Source organism: Idiomarina sp. ST20R2A10 (genome assembly GCF_051842345.1).
Lineage (GTDB): Bacteria > Pseudomonadota > Gammaproteobacteria > Enterobacterales > Alteromonadaceae > Idiomarina > Idiomarina loihiensis.
Map to the genome: position 1 here is coordinate 230,581 of NZ_JBNIEY010000005.1, position 20,345 is coordinate 250,925.

General features: G+C 45.4%; 18 protein-coding genes and 1 pseudogene. 7 read left to right on the forward strand and 12 right to left on the reverse strand.

Annotation, left to right across the window (positions count from 1 at the left end; genetic code table 11):
- Positions 1 to 228: 228 nt before the first annotated feature.
- Positions 229 to 702, reverse strand: coding sequence for a type III toxin-antitoxin system TenpIN family toxin (gene tenpIN, locus ACP7H9_RS09740; RefSeq protein ID WP_290609548.1), 474 nt, complete (start codon positions 700 to 702; stop codon positions 229 to 231).
- Positions 703 to 757: 55 nt separating this feature from the next.
- A complete protein-coding gene (locus tag ACP7H9_RS09745) occupies positions 758 to 2,083 on the reverse strand; it encodes an IS4-like element ISIlo1 family transposase (protein ID WP_011234327.1) in 1,326 nt (441 codons plus the stop codon).
- A gap of 1,001 nt (positions 2,084 to 3,084) precedes the next feature.
- Here ACP7H9_RS09745 and ACP7H9_RS09750 point away from each other — a divergent pair.
- The 4 genes and pseudogenes from ACP7H9_RS09750 to ACP7H9_RS09765 all read left to right on the forward strand — a co-directional run bounded on the left by ACP7H9_RS09750 (position 3,085) and on the right by ACP7H9_RS09765 (position 6,287).
- Positions 3,085 to 3,681, forward strand: coding sequence for a putative adenosine monophosphate-protein transferase Fic (locus tag ACP7H9_RS09750; RefSeq protein ID WP_034818406.1), 597 nt, complete (start codon positions 3,085 to 3,087; stop codon positions 3,679 to 3,681).
- A gap of 156 nt (positions 3,682 to 3,837) precedes the next feature.
- Positions 3,838 to 4,068 (forward strand): annotated as a pseudogene (locus ACP7H9_RS09755) (IS3 family transposase); the annotation flags it as partial.
- A gap of 666 nt (positions 4,069 to 4,734) precedes the next feature.
- A complete protein-coding gene (locus tag ACP7H9_RS09760) occupies positions 4,735 to 5,019 on the forward strand; it encodes a helix-turn-helix domain-containing protein (RefSeq protein WP_051018704.1) in 285 nt (94 codons plus the stop codon).
- 5 nt (positions 5,020 to 5,024) lie between these two features.
- A complete protein-coding gene (locus ACP7H9_RS09765) occupies positions 5,025 to 6,287 on the forward strand; it encodes a type II toxin-antitoxin system HipA family toxin (RefSeq protein ID WP_439222666.1) in 1,263 nt (420 codons plus the stop codon).
- A gap of 45 nt (positions 6,288 to 6,332) precedes the next feature.
- Here the strand turns inward: ACP7H9_RS09765 and ACP7H9_RS09770 are convergent, their stop codons facing one another.
- From ACP7H9_RS09770 to abiEi, 4 genes are all read right to left on the reverse strand, one after another.
- Complete coding sequence (locus ACP7H9_RS09770; protein WP_439222667.1) at positions 6,333 to 7,646, reverse strand: type II toxin-antitoxin system HipA family toxin; 1,314 nt, start codon at positions 7,644 to 7,646, stop codon at positions 6,333 to 6,335.
- The gene (locus ACP7H9_RS09775; RefSeq protein ID WP_439222668.1) at positions 7,636 to 7,944 is read right to left on the reverse strand and encodes a hypothetical protein; all 309 of its coding nucleotides are present in this window, start codon (positions 7,942 to 7,944) and stop codon (positions 7,636 to 7,638) included. The genes ACP7H9_RS09770 and ACP7H9_RS09775 overlap by 11 nt, the downstream gene beginning before the upstream one ends.
- A gap of 227 nt (positions 7,945 to 8,171) precedes the next feature.
- Positions 8,172 to 9,059 (reverse strand): nucleotidyl transferase AbiEii/AbiGii toxin family protein, encoded by an 888-nt coding sequence (locus ACP7H9_RS09780; protein WP_439222669.1) that lies wholly within the window; start codon positions 9,057 to 9,059, stop codon positions 8,172 to 8,174.
- A gap of 28 nt (positions 9,060 to 9,087) precedes the next feature.
- Positions 9,088 to 9,612, reverse strand: a complete 525-nt coding sequence (gene abiEi, locus ACP7H9_RS09785) for a type IV toxin-antitoxin system AbiEi family antitoxin (protein WP_439222670.1) — start codon at positions 9,610 to 9,612, stop codon at positions 9,088 to 9,090.
- Between the two features lie 288 nt (positions 9,613 to 9,900).
- Here abiEi and ACP7H9_RS09790 point away from each other — a divergent pair, with 288 nt between their 5' ends.
- A complete protein-coding gene (locus ACP7H9_RS09790) occupies positions 9,901 to 10,248 on the forward strand; it encodes a DUF3024 domain-containing protein (protein ID WP_278355170.1) in 348 nt (115 codons plus the stop codon).
- Between the two features lie 208 nt (positions 10,249 to 10,456).
- Here ACP7H9_RS09790 and ACP7H9_RS09795 read toward each other — a convergent pair whose 3' ends face one another.
- The 3 genes from ACP7H9_RS09795 to ACP7H9_RS09805 are packed head-to-tail and all read right to left on the reverse strand — an operon-like array spanning position 10,457 to position 14,153.
- Entirely contained in the window at positions 10,457 to 11,056 is a 600-nt protein-coding gene (locus tag ACP7H9_RS09795) for a condensin complex protein MksE (RefSeq protein WP_278355167.1), read from the reverse strand.
- Entirely contained in the window at positions 11,043 to 12,482 is a 1,440-nt protein-coding gene (locus ACP7H9_RS09800) for a hypothetical protein (protein WP_439222671.1), read from the reverse strand. The genes ACP7H9_RS09795 and ACP7H9_RS09800 overlap by 14 nt, the downstream gene beginning before the upstream one ends.
- A gap of 3 nt (positions 12,483 to 12,485) precedes the next feature.
- On the reverse strand, positions 12,486 to 14,153 hold the full coding sequence (locus ACP7H9_RS09805; protein ID WP_439222672.1) for a hypothetical protein: 1,668 nt from the start codon (positions 14,151 to 14,153) through the stop codon (positions 12,486 to 12,488).
- Between the two features lie 125 nt (positions 14,154 to 14,278).
- Between ACP7H9_RS09805 and ACP7H9_RS09810 the strand changes: the two genes are divergently transcribed.
- Positions 14,279 to 15,457 (forward strand): RNA-guided endonuclease InsQ/TnpB family protein, encoded by a 1,179-nt coding sequence (locus ACP7H9_RS09810; RefSeq protein ID WP_439222673.1) that lies wholly within the window; start codon positions 14,279 to 14,281, stop codon positions 15,455 to 15,457.
- Positions 15,458 to 15,484: 27 nt separating this feature from the next.
- On the opposite strand, the gene ACP7H9_RS09815 is transcribed toward ACP7H9_RS09810, so the two are convergent.
- The 3 genes from ACP7H9_RS09815 to ACP7H9_RS09825 all read right to left on the reverse strand — a co-directional run bounded on the left by ACP7H9_RS09815 (position 15,485) and on the right by ACP7H9_RS09825 (position 18,428).
- Positions 15,485 to 16,783: a hypothetical protein gene (locus ACP7H9_RS09815; RefSeq protein ID WP_439222674.1), complete on the reverse strand. Its 1,299-nt coding sequence runs from the start codon at positions 16,781 to 16,783 to the stop codon at positions 15,485 to 15,487.
- Entirely contained in the window at positions 16,780 to 17,445 is a 666-nt protein-coding gene (locus ACP7H9_RS09820) for a Wadjet anti-phage system protein JetD domain-containing protein (RefSeq protein ID WP_439222675.1), read from the reverse strand. The genes ACP7H9_RS09815 and ACP7H9_RS09820 overlap by 4 nt, the downstream gene beginning before the upstream one ends.
- A 116-nt stretch (positions 17,446 to 17,561) precedes the next feature.
- Positions 17,562 to 18,428 carry a WYL domain-containing protein gene (locus ACP7H9_RS09825; RefSeq protein ID WP_439222676.1) on the reverse strand — a complete coding sequence of 289 codons (867 nt, stop codon included), beginning with the start codon at positions 18,426 to 18,428 and terminating at the stop codon, positions 17,562 to 17,564.
- Between the two features lie 288 nt (positions 18,429 to 18,716).
- Here ACP7H9_RS09825 and ACP7H9_RS09830 point away from each other — a divergent pair, with 288 nt between their 5' ends.
- Complete coding sequence (locus tag ACP7H9_RS09830) at positions 18,717 to 19,133, forward strand: antitoxin Xre/MbcA/ParS toxin-binding domain-containing protein (protein WP_278355164.1); 417 nt, start codon at positions 18,717 to 18,719, stop codon at positions 19,131 to 19,133.
- Positions 19,134 to 20,345: the final 1,212 nt, after the last annotated feature.

Below are 20,345 nucleotides of genomic sequence, written 5' to 3' on the forward strand. Positions count from 1 at the left end.
GCCCACATGAGAAGGTTGCTGGGAGAAAAAAGCACAGTATCTCCGGTGCTAACGAACTCAAGGTCAAGATTGAGAGCGATCTTCCCGCGGATTTAAGAGGATTGATCGACGTGTTCGTTTTGGATGTTTCTAGGAATACAGAGCTTATAGCTTACTAACTGCCATCCTCTGATCAGCAAACCAACTTGGTATCTATGAACCACTTCAGAGAATACTAAGGTTATACGTTTACTCCAAACCTAACTCTTTGTGATAGTTAACTAAAGTTGTGTGTTGGTAGTCGGTGCTCGTAAGAATATTATGGTCTTGCTTTTGCACCGCTTTTTTGTACTTCTCTACGTACTTTTCGAACTTGACAACTATATGTCGGGCTTTGCTTTGCAGGATTTTATGCTCTTCTGCTGGGACTAAAAAATTCTCATCGCTTATATATTTATTATCGCTGATCAGAATGGCCTTTGTGTAGTCTAGACCCTTACCATGAACATCTTCCAAGTGGCTTTTCACTGTTATGTAAGCCGCATTGTGTTTGATTGTGCTTCTCAATGGAATGGCAAACTTTAGGTTATCAATAGTTACAACGGCGATTCCATAGCCTCTATCTTTTCCTTTAATCCATCTTCCATCTTCTCGTAGATCTAGTACTTCTTTCAGGTGAGTGTGATCTGGATAAAAAGAGTGGTCGAGCTTTTTTATATGCATATCCTTTCCTTTGGAACAAAAAAACCTCCGCTATGGGTAATGCTTGTCAGTTAAGCTAACTGGCTGTCGGTTTAGAAGGCGGTCGCATCGGATAACGTTGCGGCCGCCTTTTTATTGAACGAGGGTAATATCGCTCTCGTCTTTCGGGCAGCACGAATGCGCTGGCCATTTCCATCATTTGCTCCATGACTTTGGGTATTTTTCCGGGTGAGATGTGTACCAGTATATGTAACTGCCCCACCAGATAATGAGAGGCTTGTTTGAAACTTATTTGATTCGGCTCAATATGCTTCAGGCTATAGGCCATTTGCGCCATCATATACCGCAATAAGTTATAAGCGACCAGCATGCCCCACAACTCCTGCTCAACCAGGTCAGGCCGTTTGCTGCGCAGGGTCAGCTCACTCTTCAGCATATATTGTTTCATTTCACGGTAAGCCTGCTCGATTTCCCAGCGATGAGCATATAAGTCAACGATATCGGCTTCAGGATAACGCATCGTGTCTGTCATTGAGGTTAATATCGCAACCTCTTTTTTAGCTATTTTCTTACACACTAAGCGCGCCTGAACAGTGTCCGGTGCATTATCCCACTTCTTCTTAGCTTGTGGTGAGAGCCTAATTTCTACCAATTTGTCCGTGTCGCTAAAAGACTTCTTGACAGAGTATTGTGCGCCTTTTCTGAGGGGAATAAGCCAATGGCGCTCCTCACCGGCACGATGCCATTGATCCAGTAAACCCAGCGCATAAAACCCTTTATCGAACAGCGTCAGTGAGTGGTCCGGCGTCTGTTCAATCAGCCGGGCAGCCAGGTCTACTTCACTAACCTCTGCAATACTGCCGAACTCCGTCGAGGTGACTAAATGGCTGCTTACTTCCATTTGATTCACCATCCGAATTTGAGGATAGTCGGATTCAGCCCGCTGGTTAGCCGTTCGCCCATAGGAAGCATCATTCTCCGGTGTGTCCGGTGTACGCCAGACGGTGCCGTCGACAGCCAGAACCGATAGATTATTCCAGTGAGAAAGCGGTAGTTTATCGAACCACAGCTCATTAGTGAGCTCAAACATACGCTTCATAACATTAGCCCCCAAACGCTGACGAGCCTGAACTACGGCACTCGGCGCAACGTAAGGTCTTTTGCCGGGCAACATTAAATCAAGGTGTGAAACGAGCTGACGCATCGGCATCTCCCGAAATAATGCCATTCCTACGACCGCCCAGACCATAAAGTCCATTGGCAAACGGCGTTTGCGTACCGTTGTAACGCCCGCGTCTTCAAGGCATTGTTCGATTAACTCAGGCTCCAGCAGATCCGGTAGTTTACTAAAATCATCCGGCGTAAACTCCTGCAGTTGGTCCAGTGCTTGACTCAGAAACATAAAAAATCCGTAGTTAGAAAACCTAACTACGGATTTTGAAGTCTCTGCCGGATCGGTCAACCGATCGCTAAAATTTTTCTTAACTGATCGGCATTACCGCTATGGGAGGTTTTTTGGCAGTGCATTCTGTCTGGATGCTTCAGTTTTTTACGTGGGGTGCTCCTACCGCCACACATACATTCTGTCTGGATGCTTCAGTTTTTTACGTGGGGTGCTCCTACCGCCACTCACTGCAATTACCGATGATAGTAAAACACTTAACGTATGTCAACTAATGTTTTATCCTTTTTAAGATCGCAGTGAAATGAATCTTCACTAGTTCACTAGGTACTCAACAGTCACTTTTTAGGCCTTCAAATTAGAGAGAGCTCAGTAGCAGGTTTCGCCACCTATTCGATTTTTGTTTCTCACCCGGAACGCGTTTACTATCAAAAATCGAAGCTCCGACTTTGATTAGGCTTGTTGATGAACACTTCTTACTGGGCATATTATGCCTCTTTTTGGATGTGTCCGTAAAGTCTGGGCAGAACCCGGTTTAGCTCGAAAGTTTTATACCGCTCTCTATGTCATCCCGAGAAGACGAAGTAAACGCCGAGCCCACGACAAACGTAACTCAAAATAATTCTCTAATGTACAAACTTTATTGTCATTTTTTTATTTAGTGTACAAACTATATTGTCACTTCACACCGAGCCACCTCGTGAAAGAGTGTCATCATTATAAAGCGTTATAACCAGATTATACATCTCAATGCCCATGGAGCTCGTAGGCAATAAGCGATCGTTCACGCGAGTCCACATGGCTATTTTTTGTCTGGTATGGTAAGATTTATAGTGTTAGGAGGGTACAATCCATGACAAATGCTATTTTAAAGACGAGCAAAACTCGTAAGGCTCGGTTCACGCCGAATATGAAAAACTTCGAGACAAGCCTAAGCTACGAAGGGTTGAAACTTAAAGAAGCGAATAGGCATCTGACTGTTGCTGAATTAAAGCAAAAGTATGCGAGATAAGTACGGGGTAGCTCAAGACAGATATTGTTACCCCAACTCAGATGTTCTCAAGAACCTTCTTGATATTCGAGAGCCAAGCGAGCTAGAAGAAGCTGAAGCCTCATTCAGTGCCGCTCGCGCCAAGGATTATATTGCGCCACACCTAACACTCTCCGATTTCACGTTACCTCACCTTAAGCAGCTACACCATCACCTATTTCAAGACGTTTACGAATGGGCGGGCGAATTGAGAGATGTTGATATTTCAAAAGGTACGACGCGATTCTGCACATGGCCACGTATTGAACCAGAGTCGAACAAACTACTTGAAAAAGTTCCTTCACTCGAACACTTGCAAACAGAAAAAGAGTTAATAATTGGTGTTGCTGACTTATTCTGTGAGATTAATTTGCTTCATCCTTTTAGAGAAGGAAATGGTCGAGTCCAGCGGCTCTTTTTTGAGGAAATGCTATTCGTATTGGGCTACGACCTGTCTTGGCCTAATATATCGCAGGACCACTGGATAGATGCAAATGTTGCGGGCGTTAATTGTGATCTGTCTCTGCTTGAAGCAATTTTCTCTCAAGCAATTTCAAATATAGACTGATGAACTCACTAGTGATTATTACAAGGGGTAGTAAAGTGCGCATTTCGGGGTCATCCGGGCAGTGATTTCGGCCTAAGCCGGACAAGCATTTCGGTATCATCCGCACATTGATTTCGGCGTCGGCCCGGACATCAAAAACAGGCTGACCAATGGTCCGCTGAAGACAAGTTGGCCATCGTTATCGAAACCGCCGGCTTATCTGAAGCTGAGCTGTCGGCGTATTGTCGTGAAAAAGGCTTATTTACCGAGCAGGTCAAACAGTGGCGTACGGATTGCCTGCAGGGCTTTGGTCGCACTGCTGACAGTGAGCGGCAGGTCAAGCAGGAGCGCAAAAAAACGACCAAAGAAATTAAAAAGCTTAAGGCCGAGGTTCGTCGCAAAGACTAAAGCGTTAGCTGAAACGAGCGCCCTGTTGGTGCTGTCAAAAAAGCTCGAGGCCTTATACGGAGACGAACCGGACAACGAGGACGACTAACGCCGCAAAGCGAGCGTATAAGGCTACCGGGGTTTTAAAGAGTTAAAAGTGTCTAGTAAAGTCTGGGAAATCCAAAGAGAGCATCGTTCCGCTTATCTACAAATCGGTCCTTCGGAGCCACCAAATCACACAATTGAAAAACAATCTGCACATTGACACTTTCAATTAGACGGGCATTTGCTTTCAAATGGACGCGGGTTGGATTGCAATTGGAGGAAATTTTAGCGAAGGATTCATTAGATGGCCGATAACTTATTTCCACGAAATACAAAGCAAAATCTAATCGAAGCCATTGACGATACGCCGATCGTATTAATACATGGGTCGCGGCAGTGCGGTGAGTAGTCACAGTGACAAAATTGACCCGCCAAGAATTGTTCGGGTAGACCGAAAGCGGTGATCGGATTAAACCGAAATCATCTTAGCGACAATTATCTTGGCCGGACCGGCCACCGTAATTGCTGCTAAATACATCACCAGAGTTGTGTTAAATCTAAATAACAACAAAATGATTGTTTTTTGTTTCTATACAGCGTATAAGTTGTATTAAATAATGAAAACAATTTTTGGATTGTGTTATGAAGACATTAAATGAACTGAGCGAACGATTAGTTAGAGAGCGCAAGAAAAGAAAGTTGTCACAAAAAGACATGCGCATGCTTATAGGAATGTCGCAGCAACAGTATCAACGGGTGGAGTCTGGGCAGGATTTAAAAGTCTCAACGCTATTGCGCATTCTTGCTGGCTTAGATTTGGAACTCGCGGTTGTAGATCCGTCAGATGTTGATGGTAAAAGTACAACTCCAGCAAACTCAGAGACAGAGAGTATTTGGGCTAGCAGACACAAGCATCTCGAGGACTAGGTAAGATGAAGACGAAACGCATAGAGCACGTCGAAGGCCTCAGTCTCAGTATTAATAACCAAGAAATTGGTGTCATATCTCATTATTCGGGCGGTAAGAACATTTTAGTCTTTTCGCCTGATTATGTGGCGTTGCCTGCAAAGAAACGCAACACATTTACGATGTCCCAATTGGTGAATGAACAGGCTCTTGGTAAACCAGTTATCAGTTCGCAACGTTTGCCGCCGGTATTATCCAATCTTCTGCCCGAAGGGGCATTAAGACACTGGATGGCACAAGCGCTTAAAGTCCATCAAGACAATGAGTTCCCTTTAATGGCGCACATGGGCCGGGGTTTGCCCGGAGGTCTTATTGCATCACCGATAGTTGCAGGTCAGCTACCAATTTGGGCGCTTGATCATCGTGAAAAAGTCGAAGCTATACAAATTGACGTCGCCACCCAACAAAACAAGTTTTCCCTTGCCGGCGTACAAATGAAATTCTCTTCAGTTCGTAACAAAGACGGCAGATTTAATATCGGCACTGATGCCAATGATGACAGCTGGATCATTAAAACACCATCCACTGTGCATCAGTTTGTGCCTTTTAATGAGTTCTCCGCTATGCGTCTGGCGGAGGCTGTAGGCGTTGATATTCCAGAGATAAAATTGGTTAAATTATCTAAACTGGATAATCTACCAAATATTCAATTGCCGAACGAAGAATACGCATACGCAATCAAGCGATTTGATAGAGACAATGGGAAACGAGTGCACACTGAAGATTTCGCTCAAATATTCCAGGTATACTCTCATGAGAAATATGAAAAATACAACTATGAACAGATTGCGGATGCGCTCTACTCCTACAGCCATCAAGGCTTAAAAGACGTCCAGCAACTGGCTAGGCGTATACTTGTGAATATATTACTTGCCAACGGTGATGCACACCTTAAGAACTGGTCGGTGATATATTCCAACCCTCAACGGCCCATGTTATCTCCCGCCTATGACATAGTTTCTACAAGACCTTACGTCAAAGGCGAGAGTGAATTCGCGTTAAATATGGCCAAAAACAAAAATTGGTATGACGTGAGCATGGCATCGTTCGAAATTTGGTCTAATCGTGTTGGCTTTCCGTGGCAGGCCGTCAAAGTACACATAACGGATACATTAGATAAAGCTCGGTCTGTTTGGCCTAAATTATTAACCGAATTGCCGATGCATCGAGAGCACAAGCAAGTGCTAAGACATCATTGGTCGAAACTGCATGAAGATTTTAGGCTGTGAATCGGCATTTCTCTTTCTTGCGTAGCTGGTTAATTCATCTAGTGCCTAACGCAAAGTCAGCTCTAATGCGCGACCGCGCTCACGAATACGATCTGTTATGATCCCGTACATATCGTCGGGTAGTGGCGTTCGAAAACCACTCTCGATCACCTTTAATAGCTTGCCGATGAGCTGTTTTAGTTGTTTTTCCACCAGAGCCTTCGGTAAGCCTACGTTCACCCCAAGCTGCACGAAGTCACTTTGGGTATAAAAACCAAACTGTTCGTAGGCGTCACTGAAATAGCCGTCGTCTCCTTCTTCTGTTGCGAGAACGCCAATCGACGTGAAGCAGGCGTGGTCAAACATGGGATAGGGCGCTAAACTAAGTACGTCATAGATAGGGGTTAACATATCCATCGTCGAGACTTTTCCAGAAGGCTTGCGCATTAAGGAAAAATTCTTCAAGTGTAAATCATTGTTCGCAACAAGGTATGAAAAAACGACGTGTAAAAATAGGTTGAGCGTCACCGCTTTACTGTTTCCTGCGACCTCGCTTAGCCTTTTTAAAACGGTTTCATAACTTAATGCATCGCTGTCTTTATGTTTTGGGTGGACCGAACATAATGACGCGCCGTCCTCGACAAAGTAACGTTCATGCTTGCTTAAAATGTCGAAACGCTTGGTCACATAAGCCAACTCTCCGTCTTCAAAGGGTACAAGGCCACATTCCGCGGTTTTGAGTCCAACTTTATTGGCTAAGCTCATAACGAAAAACTCATTCTCGGGGCAATGCGGCACACCTTCCGGTGCAGGCTTTACAATGTATTGTCCGCCGCGAGTCGTTGGCACGAGTTGATTGCCTTCTAACTTCATCATCAGTTTGCGCTGCACGCCCGATATGGAATGACCGTTTGCATGATCGACTGCATAGTCATTGAATGAGCGTGACGTGCCAACAATGGTGACGCCTTTGTCTTTCAAAATACTTGGTTTAGGAATTGGTATTTCAACAGATCGCTGGCTTGGCAAATCGTCAACCTCACCGGCGACTACAGAAATAGCTCCAATCAGTTCTTCGCCGTTGGCGCACAACAAACCAAACTCATCGCTTTTATCAAGTCGTGCCTTCTGCGCTTGGTGGGTTCTTAACCATCCTTCTGAGAGCAAATTGGTAAAGAAGGGCGGTAAAGCATCAAACTCATACTGGGTCTTTGTAAGCGGAAAAAAATGCCCAATTGGAGAGCCGTCTACTAGGTAGTTTGCTGCATACTCAAATGTATAAGACTCTCGAGCAGATAAATCGTGCGAGGCACGATATTCGGTGAGTATGCCCGCCTTCACACCATTGACGAATACGGTTGCGATACGATTAACGTGCATCGGTGCGGCCAACATACAGTTTATAGTTACCAAACACAGCGATAATGGACTCAATCGTTGAGCACTTCGCTGAGGCTGGCGAAGTAAATGCAGCGTAGAGTGTTGTTTTGCTGATCATCGCTAGGTCGCAAAAGGTGTCGATGGTAATATCGTTTTCTTTCACGTATTGAGTCACACGCTCCTTTAGCTCTGCGAGTGGAAAGAGCTCTTTTTCTTCAAGCTCTTTTGCTTCTAGTCGCTCGATCTCACGCAGAAGCGCATGAACTTGCTGCTTTAACTCTGTGATGTGACTTTTCATGTGTTTCACCAATGACAGTTCTTTTTAGTGAACTTTTTAATACCTGAGTGATAATTTGTTTAATATAGCATACTTTTATAGTTATAATTACGATTTAGTGAACTTTTGTTGCAAAATATACTAATTAAGTTTTCTATAGTGAACTATTGAGCGGCAATTACGGTGGCGTACTCAACATTAATGGCCATTGGCAACCGATCTGCTTTCTAAAGCTCGAATATTCAGAACTAACCCATATCAAACGGATTTTTGAGCGTCCCATCATGAAGTAACTCAGACGCGATGTCATTTACCTCACCCTGAACGTATGGCCAGTAGTCTGGGTTATCTAAGGTTCGCTCTTTAATTTGCTTAGGGATAAAACGGCTTATTTCCATATTAAAGTCATCGTGTACCTCTTCTTCCGACATTAGCTTGGCTACCGCAGTAGACAGCGCCTGTCGAAAGTCACCTGTTTGCTTGTGTCTGGCGGTGAGTTTCTTCTCAACCAATACCTTGGATAAATCAATCCCGCGTTGCTTAATCCAAACAATATCCCAGATGTCGCGAGGCTTAATACGTCTTGACCGATACGCTAATGCAATAAGCTTATCGGCCAGTGTTTCTTGTAGTGATTGAACAGGAACCAAGATGCCTTCAGTCGGCACAACAATATCGTAATGATTGATTAACGGACGCTTTTCGATATCGAATGAAGGTATTGAACAGACGTCAATATGCATTTTTTGTCTTGGTAAATCAGGACGATTAGGCTCTTTAACGATACTAATCTTCCACGAAACGGTATCCCCTTGCTGCTCGCCAGAGGGCTTGTTTACCCAAACTTCAGTTTCATACTTATTTTGAATATAAGTCTGTATCTCGGATCCCAACCCCTCAAACTCAGATGGTTTGAAGTCATGACCGCCATTGAAATCAAGATCTTCTGACAACCTACTGCTGTTGTGACACATGCGTAATGAGGTGCCGCCAATAAAGGTTAATCGCTGCATAACACCTTGCTTGATCAGCACATCCATAATGTCATGATGCAAGATCTCTTTTTCTATCGCGGGCGTGATTGCCGCATAGTCAGGATTTGACTGTACGATTTGGCGGATTTGTTGCTTCAGCATACGTTATCTCCTACACACTCCCACATACTTAGCTCTCCAGCATATGCAGATTACGGCGGCAGTGCTTAAGATCTGCGAGCGCTTGTTCTTTGTATGCGCGGTACATTTTAATTTCGGGGTCATAGTACAATTTAGGTGCGACTTGCTCGACTGGCTTCTTAGTGTGGGTAAATTCGATCACACCATAAGGCGTGTCAAAACAACCACTTCGACCTTTAGTAACAACGGTGACTCTACCCATCACAACTTGCGAAATATCGCCGGTGTAACTAAGCTGACTTTCTAGGCTGATGTAATTCAATACGCCACTACGCAACTTTTTAATGATCTTATAAATGGCTGTTTCTGGCTCTGGCGGTGTGATCGTACTTTCATAAAAGCCTTTTACCACTCGTCTTAGCAAGCCCTTCTTTACGCTATCTGCGAGGAACTTTCTAAAAGCTGGGTCACAAGGCACACCCAACATAAAAGCAAGCTCCGTTGCACTGTGAACGCCTCCGCCAGCGTTAACCGCTTTCGCCAACGCGTTTAGTAGCTCATCAGATTTAGTCATAGGTCTACAAAAAATAACCAATTAGGTAAGTTAGTGTAGACCATTGATTAGATTAGCGCAAACAGTAGGTCTACACTAAGTTACTTTTCACGTAATGATTTGTAGACCTAAAGGTAGGCATACAACCTTTCAACCAATCCAATTTACCTGTATTGAGAGACAATTACCTTGGCCGGTCTGTATTGTCTCATTGAAAAGGACGGAACTGAATCAAACCCAGTTTGATTCACAACAGGCCACATCTTGGGTTAAAATCCTGCCTCTTTTTCGCGTATTAGGTAATCTGCTATGGCCCTCAGTGAATTCGAAATTAAGAAATGTGAGAAAGAACTTGAAGCCTTCATGGCGGTACGAAGACCGCCGATGCACATACGACCAGAGCTTGACCTTGGTTACCGAATTGAAAATCAGAGTATTGAAATTTTCGAGATCAGACCGCAATGGCAAAATCCTTCCGAAACCATGGAACTGCCGGTGGCAAAAACAACCTACGTAAAAACGCAAAATTGCTGGAAAGTGTATTGGCAACGCGCTGATTTGAAATGGCATGCTTATGAGCCAAAGCCTAAAGTGAAGCGACTTAATGAGTTCTTAGAGCTTGTGAAAGAAGATCGGTATGCTTGTTTCTTTGGTTGAGCATCAATAGACTACAGCCTGACTGGTCTGTATACGACTATCAGCGCTTTCCATCCGTTAAGTGGAAGCTGTTCAACTTGGCGAAATTCAAAGAAGACAATCCAGAGACATATCAACGGCAACTTCATCGACTTGAAGAGTTATTGGCAGGCTGATTTATCGCTCTGGCGAAAAGTTTTGTCTGCCACCTCCCGAAAACGTGTCACTCTCATATAGGCTGAGTATCGCCGCTCACGTTCCGTTGATGCTCTATAATAGCGTCTATCATTGACACCGCGCCTTTACTTAAAACGTACTTTGTCGAACTCACCTGAAAGATAAACCCACACCGTTTTAGGGTGCTGATAACGTTAGACTTATCCTTGAACTTTAACGCGCGTAATACTTGTTGCAGATCCTCGTCACTATCAAGCATATCAATGTCAGCTACCGTTAACCCCTGAGCCGGTTCGCCGAGCAAGTGGAGAGGCTGCCCACGTTGTGTTGCTATACGCGCAAACAATGTTAATACCGCCATAATTTTTAAGGCGGCCTCATTAAATTCGTCGTCTTCTTCGTCTTTAATTTTTGATTTAATGTGGAAAAACTCGCCTTCACCATCATGCGCGAGGACATACCCCAATTGCCAATACAGTGCTTCATAGTGACTATGATTGGTTACCAACTCTTGATACATGGAAGATTCTTTAAAATCGGCAACGGACTGCACGTATTCGTGTTTGTTAATGATCCCGCCTTCAGCGAACATTTGATAAATGGCGCGTGAAAGATTAGGTGATGTTTGTGAGAACGTATTATTGATTTCCATCAGAACCCTCTGAATGTTGTCCGGTGGCGGTAATATGACGAACGCAGTAACCCATTTCAGTAACAACCCCGGTATCAGGATCTTCTTCACGGATCTGCTTGAATGCCGGTAGTGCTTTAATCGTATACTGTTTGGAGGTAACCAGTGTGCTGCTTATCTCCAGCAAATCAGGTACTTTGAATCCCTCAAACGTGTTTTTGAGCTGTTCATAAGCATGCGCGATAAAATCAACATTCTCCGGCCATGAATGCGATGTCACCCAGCGATTCAGACGAATTGAGTGCCGGATGGCAACAGCGCTGTCTTTTTGAATAACGTCCTCAAACACCAATTTATCGTCGATACTATGGGCGTTTTGTAGGGTCCGGCGTGCCAGCTCATTAAACACGTTACTTAAAAAGGCCGGTTTCTTATCAATCTGTATAGGGGCAGGGCGTTTAATTTTGCCCAGTGTTCGCTCCGGCGCTAAATCCTGCAGATCCGACAACTTGATATTTTTGAGCCGTCGATCGGCACTTAATGTCTTATTATAAGCTTGCTTGATGATGACATAGGCGGACTCAATGGCGTTGTGCTGTGCAATCGCTTCTTTGGTCTTTCTCAGATAAATACTGATATTGTCGGCGACCGCTTTTATTGGCTCGAATAAATCCAGGTATTGCAGATAGTAGTTCGTCATAAGCGCCTGGTACTCCAGGTCGCCATTGCGGACAAAGACATTTTTTAACGCATCAATGGTCAGCAAAATACCATCACCTTTTTCGTAGCGCGTGTCTTTATCCAAAAATGAACTGAGCGGCTGCACTTCGCGACGATAGAGTTTCGAGGCGTGCTCGAATTTAAGCTTCATAGCATCAGGTAGCTCGCGCTGAGCCTCCTCTGCGATATCCTCTTGGAATTGTTCGCCAAGCTGCTCCAGCTTCGTAATGTTGGCTTTAATTCGCCCGAGTAATCCCGTGATTTGGGCATTCAATGTGTCGGTCCATTCGTCGTATTCTTCAGTTCCTGGGATAAGTGAAAGCTGCTTCTCATTGATATCCGACAGTATGGACCATATCGGTGTCATGGCTGACAGTAGTGAGGTTTTGTTCAACGGGCGATATAGGCTGATTTTGCACAGGCGGAATAAATCAATGATAACCGAGTTAAACCATAACTTTGTCACGCCGTCTGTGGCGCGTCGATCATCAAGCACCTTGGCAGACAATAAATTTTTATAGTCAAAAACGGTGGTTACCTCTTTTTGCTTCTCTGCTGACAAACCTTTTTTATATTCAGCTACCAGATAAAAGAATTCCGCCTCAATCACGGCATTGCCCTGACGCTTATCGGACGTTTCAATAGCACGAAACATAAGCTCACGATGATTGAGCATTTTTAATATGGTTTCGATTGTACTGAAGCGTTTTTGTATCAAGTCCGCCATAACTCACACCTCAAGCGATGATTGAGAAGGAGGTGTATCCGGATGCTCGACGTTCAAATATTCTCGAAACCTCGGAATAGCGGTATTACGCCGCTCTTTGCTGTATGGGTGTGTGGTTAGATTGTCGCGGGTGAACACCTGATAGCTTCCAATGGCTTCGAATACGGCACCGCTTTTCCCGTCCACGGTCACGCCGATAAGGTAATGGCCTTTGTTGTTCAATGTAGCAATGAGCTCAGGGATCTGCGTTGTATCAATGCTGCCAATTTCATCCACGATCAGCGGGAAGGCAATATGCGCAGATTGACTGGCCAGCTTATCAAGGAAGATGTCGCAAAAGTGCGTATTAATCAGCATGTGAGTCGATGTTGATTGTTTTTTGCTATCCCACGAGGCGCCCGCTTTGCGCGTTTCATATCGGGTGCCTTGAATGAGGTGATTAAGCCGCAATTTGCCATCATCGTCACTGACGGCTTTACTATCAACGAATTTTTGCAGCATGCTATACCACTCAAACGGTAACGTATTTTCGGTATTGAGCGAGTCGAAATTACGCCAACTATCAACCAGACTATTGAAAAGGGGCTCTAAATCAACAACAAGCCGGGCTTCTTCAATGTCGTTCATTGAGGCGCCTTCAATATCCCGGTTTATCCGGGAAACGGTGGTTTCAATCTTGTCTTTGGTCTTACTGAGCCGCTCCAGGCGGTTTCTAATATGCGCATTATGACGACGAGTATCCTGCGCCAATACATCGCTGTTGTGTGATAGCAGCTCAAACTTTTGGGCCAGCATATTGAATGTATTGACAACGGCATCATCGCCATCGTCACGCTCAAGCAGTTGATAGTCGTCACTTATCAGGCCGTCTTTGATCAACTCGACAAGTTTCTGTTTGATTTCGTATTTGGCTTTTTCAGCGTCTTGCAGTGCATTTAATGTTCGTTGAAAGCTCTCCTCATCACCGACTTTGTCGCCGGCAGGGGCCTCTTCATCGCCTTCTAATACCGCATCGAGGCGCGTTTTCGTAGCCGGGAAGCGACAGATAGCGTTATGATACTGGGATAGCATCATACTCAGCGCTCTAGCCTTATCTTGCGTTGCTGATAACTCACTGCGTAAACGGGTCAGTTCACTATTATCTCGTTCGTAAGCCGTCTCTAGCTCCTGGTGTAATTCAGCATACTCATCCCGGTCTTTGAGCTCTTGTTCATGATCAGCGGTTGCTGAAATGATTCTCTGGCAAGTCGCGGTATAACCCTCGATTTTTTCAATGTCAGATTCGGCGCTTTTAATTTCTCGGGTTAGCACTTCAACCTTGTGCGTGCTATTGACTGCGTTGGTGTTGAGCTCTTTTAATTCCTTGAGCTCTTCTTTTAAATCGAACAGTTCACTCTCAATACCCGTGATATCTTTTTCTGTGATGGGCTGATAGGGCTCACTGAGCAGCGGAATTGACTCATCAAAAAAATCAAGTGATCCGCCGCGCTCTATTAAAAGATCGCAAAATTGGTTAATTTGCGACAATTCATCGGTGGTTAAATCGCGACCAGGATTCGCTTTTGCAAGATCGCTATTGACTGAATACAGCTTGTTGTAAAGCGGCTCCGGCAGCTGGGCATGCAGGCTTTTTGATTTGTCCCGGATTTTAGCCTCTGCTTTTTTTAGCAATCACGCCGTAACCCTCGCCCAGTCGGGCGGGGATATAAGGCGTAGGTTTATAGTCCGTCTGCGACCTTGACTCAGATAAAGGCGCATGCAATTATACTGTGTATAAATACAGTACTCTACTTACTATGTTAAAAGCAACGAAAGTACGCATTTATCCCACACCTGAGCAGGCGGAGTTTTTAAACCGCCAGTTCGGTGCTGTGCGCTTTGCGTACAACAAGGCTTTGCACATCATTAGCAGCCAGTACAAGCGTCACGGCTTGAAATTGAAGGCCAAAAAAGACCTCAAGCCGCTGTTGGCTGTTGCGAAGAAATCTCGCAAGTATCACTGGCTCAAAGATTTTGATTCGATTGCACTCCAGCAGGCATGTATCAATCTTGATAAAGCCTTTCAACATTTCTTTGATCCCAAACTGCCTTCTCGTTATCCCAAGTTCAAGCGCAAGCACGGCAGGCAGTCCAGCTATCATTGCATGAGCGTTGATTGTGGTGATGACTGGATTAAAGTGCCGAAGTTAAAGCAGCCCATTAAAGCGCGTATTCATCGCAAGGTTGAAGGAAAACTGAAAAGCATCACCCTGTCCCGCACCGTGACAGGTAAATACTATGCCTCGCTACTGCATGAAGATGGGCAAGAAGCTCCTGCGTCCATTCAAAGCCTGAATGCTGTTCAAGTGCTCGGATTGGATATGGGTTTAACACATATTGCCATAGATTCAAACGGCACGAAAAAACCGAATCCACGCTTTTTGAAGAAAGCCAGTGCCAATCTGCGCCGTAAACAAAAAGCCTTATCACGCTGCAAGAAAGGCAGCAAAGGTCGTGCAAAAGCCCGACTTAAACTCGCTAAGGCGCATCAGCGTCTGGCGAATGCTCGTGCTGATTTTCAGCACAAGCTGTCTCGACACGTTATTGACGAAAACCAAGCGGTAATTGTCGAGACACTGAAAGTCAAAAACATGCTGAAGAACAGGAAATTGTCGAAGCACATTGCCGATGCGAGTTGGTCAGGCTTGATCCAAAAGCTGGAATACAAGGCCAAAGAGCAAGGCAAGCATCTGGTTAAAATTGATCAATGGTTTGCCAGCTCAAAAACCTGCTCTTGCTGTGGACGCAAGCTGGAATACTTGTCACTGAACGTGCGTGACTGGCAGTGTCCATCCTGCTCAACACAGCGTGATCGGGACATCAATGCAGCCTTAAATATCAAGGCTCAAGGTATTTTAAAATTAAAGGCCGCAGGACTGTCGGTTTCTGCCAATGGAGGCAAGCGTCAATCTGGTCACGTACCAGTTGCTGCCTGAGAAGTTGGAAGCCTCGCCCGTGGCGCTTTAGCGCTTAGGGCGGGGAGCAGTCACCTCTTGCTCTTTGCCTTTAATGAGCTCCTCAAGTTCTGTAATGCGTCGCTCCCGGGTATTTTGCTCTGTACGGTTCTTATAGTCGCTTTGTTTTTCCTCTAGGTAATCTTCGAGTGAGCCTAGGACGAACGATATACCCTCATCGGGATACGATGCGATGATCTGATCGCATTGGTTTTTTATTGCCGTTTTCTGTTCAATCTCTTTATTTAATCGATTGACTTGTTTCTGACTAACCTGCATATCAGTTAAGGCATTTTGCTTCTGTTGGCTTAGCGTCTTGCATTTTTGTCTCAAGGTTTCAACGCGACGACCAATGGCGTCAGCTTGCTCCTCAAGCGATTGACAATGCACCGTCGTATTTTGATACAGACTTATAAATTGTGAGGTTGCGGCGCTTTTTTTCTGAAGTCTCGAAAACTGCTCCTGAAGCTCGGTGAATTGAGGCTCAAGCGCACGTAATTTTACTAACTGCTCTTTGCGCTGAGTCAGCTCATACTTTTTGCCGATAATTTCGTTGATATCGATTTCCAGTGTTTCATCAAATGCGTCCTGTGCCTCAACAGCAGTGGCTGTCATTAGCCTAAGAGAGCCCGCATCTTGATTAAACAGCATTTTGACCAGCGCCCTGACGGAGTCGACTGAATTCGCACGGATATTACTAAGTGGAAAGATAGCAAACGGTGTGCTTGCCGGGTTCATGGCATTAAATGAATAGAGCGCTTCTATCAGCTGGTCGCGCTGTGAATACTGCTTAGCATTTTTATTCACTTCACGCAGTCGAGGTACCAGGTCCGAGCCGACCGGACTTGTCGGTCGGGTACCGTTGCCGTCGTCTTTTTGCCAGAACAGATGCTCAATGGCTTCGTAAGGCTCCGGGATAAAGACACGCTGTATTTTGTAATCCCCGCCTCTTGAGATGATTTGGCAGTGACTCTGCGTCCCGCCACCAAGAAGCTGATGCTCCACCTCAAGAATGAGGCGCGAATGCACGGTCGGGAAGTAGTAATTATAGAGTTCGTCCTTGTCGTAGTAACTCTCTTTGTCGTCGCTGTCTGCACCAGAGCGAAAGGCAAACTTATCTTTTGCCTGGTTTACGTTGGTATCCGGTAACAAGAAAAAGCGTACCGCATTGACCAGGCTTGATTTACCGACATTACCAAGCCCCATCAGCAAGATATTGTCATTTAATAGCGCTTCAGCATAAGCCATGGATGATGAATCAACAGCGACGATACGCTTGATGATGATCTTGGTAGTGCTCGTATTCACTTGTCTTCTCCTATAAGGACTTCTTGCTCTAAAACGCCCTGACCGTCAATTAATAACTCAACCATCGCGTCAAAGTTGTGATACCTGGCCTTTTCAATCGCCTTTAAATAATGGGCTTGGTGTTTTGGTTTTTTGCAGTAACGTGCGTAACTGACCAAGTCATCGGGCATCACAAAGTGCAGCTTATGCGCTAGCGTTTGGCTCGCGGTTTCATATATTTCGATGCCAGCTAAGTCGTAATCCGGGCAGTAATGTATGCGCGGGAATTGAGATAAATAGGTCAGTGCGGCCGGATGTGTGATGGCATTACCACCGGAGAGCAAAATAACCGTGTTGGACGATAAGTCCCCTAAGCCTACGTTTAGTAAAAAGCGTTCATGCTGGGTATAGCACTCACTGTTCTCAATTAATACCAGCGTAGCATCAGCGGGGATGACTGTTCGTCCGGTAGAGGCGCCACTAATGCGACAGGCAATGGCAAAATGATTATCCGGATCACTCAGTAATTTGGCCGTAAAATAGGCTGCAGAGGTACGATGTTGGTGTGAATCCTTTGCGCGCCGGGAGGCATCGACACGCGATGTCGCCGGCGCGAAGCGCTCTAGCCACTGTGCCAGCAGTGCGTTATCAACTGACTCGATCAGATATGTATTTCGGCTCACAAATGAAGGTTTCCCAAGCGTCTCTAAAGAGAGAGCATGTTGATGTAAAAGCTCATCGAGCCGTATCGCGTTGACTGGTTTGTCGGCTTTTATCTGCTGTAGGTACTTATAAATGTTCATTGGCTGGCCTGCTCAAACAGGTAGGGGCGCAGTGCCTCAATATTGGCAACAATTAATGGATGCTGACGCGGGTCGCTTTGTATGCCGTGACGACCCAGGCGGTAATATTGCAGGGTGTAATCAACCATGGCGCAGCGCGCTTTAATGACAAAGGGCGCTGTTTGACCATAGTCGTTTAATACCAGCATTTTCTCAGTTTCATCAAGCGACGGATGTGGTGCAATTTCAATGGGCGCGTACTGATGCCACAACGTATCGATAGCCGGGAGAGTGACACCTTTTTCAGTCATAACAATGTCACTGATACGCCCGAGATTGAAATCGGAAAAACGATCGCGTCGGCAGCAGTATGCTCGACAGTGCCAGCGCAACCCATCATGGCTTAATTGCTGTGGGATAATGTCTCGTTTCAGCCCTTGGGGGTGCGTACGGCTTTTATAAAGGATGGTGGCCTTTGCATTGTTACGGATGGTTTTTAATAACACCCGCGTAATAACAGGACTTGGCATCGCAAGCGGTGTGACTGCATTGTGGAAGGCATCAGGTCCATAAAGCCCCTCAATATAATGAGAGCCAACGGCGAGTATAAACTGAATGTAGTCCGCCCATTGTGGTCGAATGAAGTGTGTTTCAAATGCGTCTGTCGCGACAAACAGCTTCTCCGGATCGCTTGGCATATACACCAATGCATCAGGATAATGTTTGCGATAATTTGTAATCGCTTTGCTTATGACATTAGCCTGCACCCCAAATAACCGTGATAGCCGAGACGCATTAACACCGCCTTCCCAGAAAGCGAGGTATTCGATTGCTTTATATCGCTCGTACAGCTTCTCATCGATAGCGGGTTTATTATCTGGCATTGTAATGTGTATATTGTTTTCGTGTATACGATAATAGTTTATACGGTTAGGTGGTGCAATCTGTGTATTCGTACAGTACTGGCTGTTTCTTTGTTGGGGTCTCCCCAGGCTTTCAGGACGCAACCATACGTGGATCCGGTTTATCCTTTTGCAATTAAATACATTGCAGTGACACTAAAAAATAGTGCTAACCATGGCTGCATCGAAATCGAAAAATAAATAACGAGCACTTGCAGTATCATTTGATAGCGTTAAACTCTAACTGTCATTTGATAGAGGTGTTGAGTCATGCACGCACAAGCATTAACGTTTGATCCTGCGCAGTTTCGGGAAAACCACGAAGGGAAAACCGTGGAAAAAGACCAAGTGGCTTTCAACATTGCCGTTCGTATACTGGACTTTTGGGGATTTTCGGACGCAGAGAAAGCCGTTGTATTGGGGGATATTCCCATCGCAACCTTTCGCCGGATGAAAAGTGGTAGGATGCGATCCAAGCTGACAACAGACCGTCGCACGCGTGTTTCATTGATCCTCGGTATTCATGAGGCGTTACGAATTTTATTCTTGCAGGACGCGCACAAACAGGAATGGATCAACAATTGCAACCGATCTTTTGGGGAGAACTCACCAAAAGATGTCATGCTCTCAGGCTCGCTCGTTGGTTTGTATGAGATCCGTCGTTATCTGGACGCCTCAAGGAGCTAATTGACCTTAAAGAGCAGGTTCGCTCCTTTGCCGTAGCAAGCTGATCGAGACGGCTGCGTTACTAAAACGCACTTTAATGCTTGTTTCCCCAATTTTTGGGGTAAATGATGACAAAAGCGTGCAGGTAATGATGATAACTGCTACGTACCAACATGCGAATCACATAAATGCCGCTGAATAAACGATCAGCGGACGAGAGAGAATGGCGTTTACCCCAGAAATTGTGCAAAGCGAATAAATCCCCCACAAATTGTGAGTGGTGATTATCTGAATTCAGGATTACTTAAGTTTAGAGCCTGTTTTCAGCAAATACGGTGTGATTAGTCAGCAGATGTTTGATTATGCCACGGTAATGATGACGGGCAGAAGTTGAACATTCAAGACACCGTTTGGAACACTGGAGCCTACGCATACAAAGCAAGGGTAGGCCTGAGTTTAAGATGTAAATGCTGCGAAGGTAAAATCTTAGGGACTCCTGGGTTTTTGCTTTCATTAGTTGTTTTACCCATAAACGCCCTCGATAAGTTAGTGATTTGGACCTTCCAAGTATCACAGACTACGCCAGCTCTTTTCTCATTTTGTCGAAGTTATGGAATTTGGGGCATTGAAGCCGCTTTGATCGGACTAATTTATCCCAAAACTGGGCCACTTACGCCGATTCTCCTCATCGGAGTGGCCCAGCTATGGGAGGAGTGGTGTTGGACCGGCTTTGATCGGTGTAATTTATCCCAAAACTGGGCCACTTACGCCGATTTTCTTCATCGGAGTGGCCCCGCTATGGGAGGAGTGGTATTGGACCGGCTTTGATCGGTCTAATTTATCCCAAAACTGGGCCACTCAAGCCGGTTTCCTTGGCAAAGTGGCCCAGCTATGGGAGGTTGGGTCTTGGATCGGCTTTGGTCGGTGTAATTTATCCCAAAGCTGAGCCACTTAAGTCGGCTTCGTGGTCAAAGTGGCCCAGCTATGGGAGGTTTGGTCTTGGAGCGGCTTTTATCGGTGTAATTTATCCCAAAACTGGGCCACCTAAGCCAGTTCCTTGCTCAAAGCGGCCCAGCTATGGGAGGTTTTGGCATTTGATCGGATTTGATAGGTCTAATTTATCCCAAAACTGGGCCACTTAAGCCGGTTTCCTTGGCAAAGTGGCCCAGCTATGGGAGGTTTGGTCTTGGAGCGGCTTTTATCGGTGTAATTTATCCCAAAACTGGGCCACCT

Coding starts and splice junctions, on each gene's coding strand:
- tenpIN (WP_290609548.1), bottom strand. CDS start 702: ATGCATATAAAAAAGCTCGACCACTCTTTTTATCCAGATCACACTCAC.
- ACP7H9_RS09745 (WP_011234327.1), bottom strand. CDS start 2,083: ATGTTTCTGAGTCAAGCACTGGACCAACTGCAGGAGTTTACGCCGGAT.
- ACP7H9_RS09750 (WP_034818406.1), top strand. CDS start 3,085: ATGCGAGATAAGTACGGGGTAGCTCAAGACAGATATTGTTACCCCAAC.
- ACP7H9_RS09760 (WP_051018704.1), top strand. CDS start 4,735: ATGAAGACATTAAATGAACTGAGCGAACGATTAGTTAGAGAGCGCAAG.
- ACP7H9_RS09765 (WP_439222666.1), top strand. CDS start 5,025: ATGAAGACGAAACGCATAGAGCACGTCGAAGGCCTCAGTCTCAGTATT.
- ACP7H9_RS09770 (WP_439222667.1), bottom strand. CDS start 7,646: ATGCACGTTAATCGTATCGCAACCGTATTCGTCAATGGTGTGAAGGCG.
- ACP7H9_RS09775 (WP_439222668.1), bottom strand. CDS start 7,944: ATGAAAAGTCACATCACAGAGTTAAAGCAGCAAGTTCATGCGCTTCTG.
- ACP7H9_RS09780 (WP_439222669.1), bottom strand. CDS start 9,059: ATGCTGAAGCAACAAATCCGCCAAATCGTACAGTCAAATCCTGACTAT.
- abiEi (WP_439222670.1), bottom strand. CDS start 9,612: ATGACTAAATCTGATGAGCTACTAAACGCGTTGGCGAAAGCGGTTAAC.
- ACP7H9_RS09790 (WP_278355170.1), top strand. CDS start 9,901: ATGGCCCTCAGTGAATTCGAAATTAAGAAATGTGAGAAAGAACTTGAA.
- ACP7H9_RS09795 (WP_278355167.1), bottom strand. CDS start 11,056: ATGGAAATCAATAATACGTTCTCACAAACATCACCTAATCTTTCACGC.
- ACP7H9_RS09800 (WP_439222671.1), bottom strand. CDS start 12,482: ATGGCGGACTTGATACAAAAACGCTTCAGTACAATCGAAACCATATTA.
- ACP7H9_RS09810 (WP_439222673.1), top strand. CDS start 14,279: ATGTTAAAAGCAACGAAAGTACGCATTTATCCCACACCTGAGCAGGCG.
- ACP7H9_RS09825 (WP_439222676.1), bottom strand. CDS start 18,428: ATGCCAGATAATAAACCCGCTATCGATGAGAAGCTGTACGAGCGATAT.
- ACP7H9_RS09830 (WP_278355164.1), top strand. CDS start 18,717: ATGCACGCACAAGCATTAACGTTTGATCCTGCGCAGTTTCGGGAAAAC.